This is a genomic window from Hymenobacter coccineus (assembly GCF_001816125.1).
Classification (GTDB): domain Bacteria; phylum Bacteroidota; class Bacteroidia; order Cytophagales; family Hymenobacteraceae; genus Hymenobacter; species Hymenobacter coccineus.
In genome coordinates this window covers 1-3797 of sequence record NZ_MDZA01000201.1, presented here as the reverse complement: position 1 = coordinate 3797, position 3797 = coordinate 1, and the positions used below count along the sequence as shown (strand labels likewise).

At 68.9% G+C, this 3797-nt stretch carries 5 protein-coding genes; all 5 read right to left on the bottom strand.

What is annotated here, in order from left to right:
• Positions 1–67: 67 nt before the first annotated feature.
• A complete protein-coding gene (locus BEN49_RS12470; protein ID WP_070743912.1) occupies positions 68–394 on the bottom strand; it encodes a hypothetical protein in 327 nt (108 codons plus the stop codon).
• Between the two features lie 2 nt (positions 395–396).
• Positions 397–654, bottom strand: coding sequence for a hypothetical protein (locus BEN49_RS26920; RefSeq protein ID WP_070743910.1), 258 nt, complete (start codon positions 652–654; stop codon positions 397–399).
• 88 nt (positions 655–742) lie between these two features.
• Positions 743–1294: a c-type cytochrome gene (locus BEN49_RS12460; protein WP_070743908.1), complete on the bottom strand. Its 552-nt coding sequence runs from the start codon at positions 1292–1294 to the stop codon at positions 743–745.
• A gap of 74 nt (positions 1295–1368) precedes the next feature.
• On the bottom strand, positions 1369–2094 hold the full coding sequence (locus tag BEN49_RS12455) for a glycosyltransferase family 2 protein (protein WP_158022890.1): 726 nt from the start codon (positions 2092–2094) through the stop codon (positions 1369–1371).
• 58 nt (positions 2095–2152) lie between these two features.
• The coding region (locus tag BEN49_RS12450) for a lysylphosphatidylglycerol synthase domain-containing protein (protein ID WP_070743904.1) at positions 2153–3797 on the bottom strand (1645 nt) is incomplete at its 5' end.

Below are 3797 nucleotides of genomic sequence, written 5' to 3'. Positions count from 1 at the left end.
TCGGCCCAGGGCCGCACCACGGCCGGAGTCGGGCCCCAGGGCCCGGTAGGCGGCAATGGGCGCTTCCTCATAGGTGGGGCACGCGGCCGCCCCACCAGGTGCGGAAAAGGTTGGGGGACGGACGGCTGGCCAGCGCCGAATCGGGCAGCGGCCGGCGCAGGAACTCCACCGTGAGGCCGGGGCCCTGCTTTTGCAGCGCCACAAAGCCGTGGCTGGCATCGGGCGAGTTGTCGGGCAGAATCCAGTAGCCCAGCACCGACACCAGCGCGCACAACGCAATGAATACCAGGCCGAACACGGCGGGCCGGTTTTGCCACAGGCGCTGGCGCACGTAGTAGCCCGGCGGGCGGGCGGCCGGCGCGGGCGGCGGGGCGGGCAGCACGGGCGGGGCCACGGCTAGCGGGTGTTGTGGCGCAGCAGCCCCTCCTTGGAGGCCAGGAAGCTGGCATCGGTGGCAATAGCGCCGTAGGAGGTGGGCTCGTAGGCCAGCTCGGTGTCGGGGTCGGGCCAGTAGCTGCGAATCAGGCCCTGCTCAAGCAGGCTGCGCAGCTGCTCGCGCAGCTCGGCCACGGGCAGGCCGGTTTTTTCCAGCAAGGTGCGGAAGGGGGTGACGAAGTACAGCTCGTCGAGCAGGTCGAATTCAGGGTCGGTCACGGGAGGCGGAAAGAGCGGCGGGTAAAGGTAATTCCAGAGGGCGGTATTGAAGATTTCGTTTAAAAGCCGGCGGCCAATGGTACTTCGCTTATTTGGCCGCTATGGCTTGGTCTTCACTTCCCTCACTTATTCCACTCCCTTCTTGTGAGTCAATATATGCGACTATATCCTGAATTTGCTCATTTGATAATTGGAAAGAAGGCATCTGCTGCTTCTGGAATTTGCCGTACAGCGCAACGGCATACTCGTCACCGCTGGCTACCACCTTGGCAGAGTTCTTTACCCAGGGAATGATCCAGGCGATGGTGCGGCGCTTGGTAACACCTGCCAATGCGGGGCCCACTACTTGCTCATTTATAGCGTGGCACTGGGTGCAATTAGCTTTGAAAAGCGCATCACCAGCTTGTATGGCAAGTGCATCTTTGGCGCTGGCTTGTGCTTGCACAATTCCAGCCGTCCGTTTGGCTTTTAGTGCCGATGATTTAAGATTAATTGCTACTTCTTCGCTTTGAACTGCGGCAGCTACGTCAGCGGCCGCGAACCCTACCAGCCCCGCCGCGCTCAGCGCCGCGTAGCACATCAATACCACGATTAACCCCATCCCCACCGTCAGCGCAAAACTCAACGAGTTGGTCCGCATGTGCTTGAAAAATTAGGTGATGCCCCGTATAAATAAACAGCTGAGCGGGCCATAAGCTTACTCCTGCCGAGCTTTTATTTTGACTCAAGCTCACCGCACCGCCCGCCCCTTCCAGCGGTACCCGCCGCGCCAGCCGGCGCGCCCACGGCCAGCGCGTAGGGCGCGTACAGCAGTTGGAGCGGCAGCAGGCCCCACAGCCACCGCCGGGTCCCCAAAAACCGCAGCACCGGGGCCAGCAGCCACCAGTCGGCGCCCAGCTTGAGCAGCCAGGCGGCGGCCACCCAGGGCCCCAACGCGGGCCAGGCCAGCGCCCCACGCGCGCCGGCGGCCAGGGCCACGTTGGCGCCCAGCACCAGCGGGGCCAGGCGGCGCGAGGCGGGGCTTTGGTAGTGGCGCCACTTGCTGGCCCAGCGCACGCGCTGCCGCAGCAGGGCCCCCAGGGTGGCGGGCGCGGCGGTGCGCACCACGGCGGCGGCATCGGCTAGGAAGCGCACGCTGCCGGGGCGGGCGGCGTGCAACTGGTGCATCAGGAACTCGTCGTCGCCGCTGGCCAGGTGGGCGTGGGCCGCGTAGCCGTTGATGGCCTCGAAGGCGGCGCGGCGGTAGGCCAGGTTGGCGCCGTTGCACATGGTGGGGGCCCCGCGGCCGATGCAGGCCCCGCCCACGCCCACCAGGCCCGCAAACTCCAGCCCCAGCAGCCGCTGAAACCACGTGTCGGGCCCCGTGAGCAGCACCGGGCCGCTGATGAAATCGGGCAACCCCTCCCCCGGCCCCTCCCCAAAAGGGAGGGGTGCGTTCAACGGTTCAGGTACTGGCCCCCCTCCCTTTTGGGGAGTAGCCGGGGGAGGGGTTGCGGCACTAGCCAGCAGGCGGGCGTAGGCGGCGAGCCAGCCGGGGCCCAGGCGGCAATCGGCGTCGGTGCAGACGAGCCAGGGGGCCCCGGCCCGCGCCAGGGCAGCGACTAGGGGCGGCTTTCTTGCCGGTTTGCTCAGGCAACAATTCCACCAGCCGCAGCCGGAACGGCAGGCCCACGGCGGCGGCCCGCGCCAGGGCCCCGGTGCCGTCGGTGGAGTGGTCGTCGGCGAGGAGGACCTCGAAGCGGGCGGCGGGCAGGGTTTGGGCGGCGAGGTCGGCCAGCAGTTGGGGCAGCGCGGCGGCTTCGTCGCGGGCGGCGATGAGGACGGAGAAGAGCAGCGGGGCAGCGGTTTCGTCAGCGACAGTGGCAGTTGCTGCTCCGGCGGGGGCCCCAGCGGCGCCGGTGACGCGGCGAGGTTGCGCTGCGGCGGGGGCCCTGGCGGCGACGTTGGCTACTTCGGCACTATCAGTTTCGGCTAGGGCAGCAGAATCTTCGGCGGCGGCAGTTTCGGCCGTGGCGGCGGGAGCTTCGGCGGTTGCTTTGTCGGGAAGCGTGGCAGCTACGGGGGCCCTGGTAACTGCTTCGCCGGGAAGCCTGACGCCTGCTTCACCGGGGGCTTCGGCGCTTGCTTTGCCGGGAAGCGTGGCAGCTGCGGGAGCCCCAGCGGCTGCTTCGCTGGGGGCCCCAGCAGCAGCCTGCGCAGCTACTTGCGCAGCTTCGGCAGCGGCGCGGCTGCGTTGCCAACCGCCGCGCAGCCAGACCATTACGCCGGCGTAAAGCGCGGGCGCGGCCAGCAGCAGGGGCCCCACCACGGCCGCCCTCATGCGCTGCGGCCTGCGCCACACGCGCAGGCCCGGCACCAGCAGCAGGCCGGCGGCGCTGGGCAGGGCAATGTTGATGACCCACAGGCTGAGGCTGGCCGAGAGCACCGGCAGCGCCGGCTGCCCCAGCAGCCCAAACAAGTGGGTGGCCGACAGCTCGCGCACGCCCACGTCGGCCAGCGCGTTCAGCGAGGGCACCAACGATTTCAGCAGGAACGTGCCGGACACGGCGGCTAGCCCGGGCCCTAGCCCAGCCCCTACCCCGTAGGCGCGCAACAGCAGCAGAAACTGCGCGCAAAACACGGCGTAGCGCAGCCCCGAAATGGCCAGCACCGCGTGCAGCGCCCGCGCCGGGTAGGTGGGCATCACGGCCAGCGCCGGCCGGAACCGCCGCAGCGGCCGCCACAGGCCCAGGGCCGCCACCAGCAGCCGCGAGCGGTAGAGCGGCACCAGCACCAGCGCGCAAACTATTACGGCCGTGATAATTACCCCCAGCTTCGCCGCCGGAAAACCCGTCAGGTAAAACGTCAGCAGGAAGTACAGCAGGCCCGCCACGCCGGCCAGCACGGTGGCCACCAGCTGGCAGTAGCGCCCCAGGAACACGGCCCCCAGGGCCCGCACGCGGCGGCTTTTCAGCTCCAGGATGCGGCCGGCGTAGTCGCCCACGCGGTTGGGGGTGGCGAAGCCCAGCGTGAGGCCCACCAGCACGCCCCGCAGGCTGCGCCCAAACGTGACGGGCTCGAGGTGCCGGGCCAGGCGGTGCCACTTCCAAGCCTCCAGGCCCCAGTTGACGGGCACCAAGGCCAGGGGCCCCCAGCACCGGCGG

Bases quoted from the DNA above. Each gene is read 5' to 3' on its own strand.
- BEN49_RS12460 (WP_070743908.1), bottom strand. From the start codon at position 1,294: ATGCGGACCAACTCGTTGAGTTTTGCGCTGACGGTGGGGATGGGGTTA.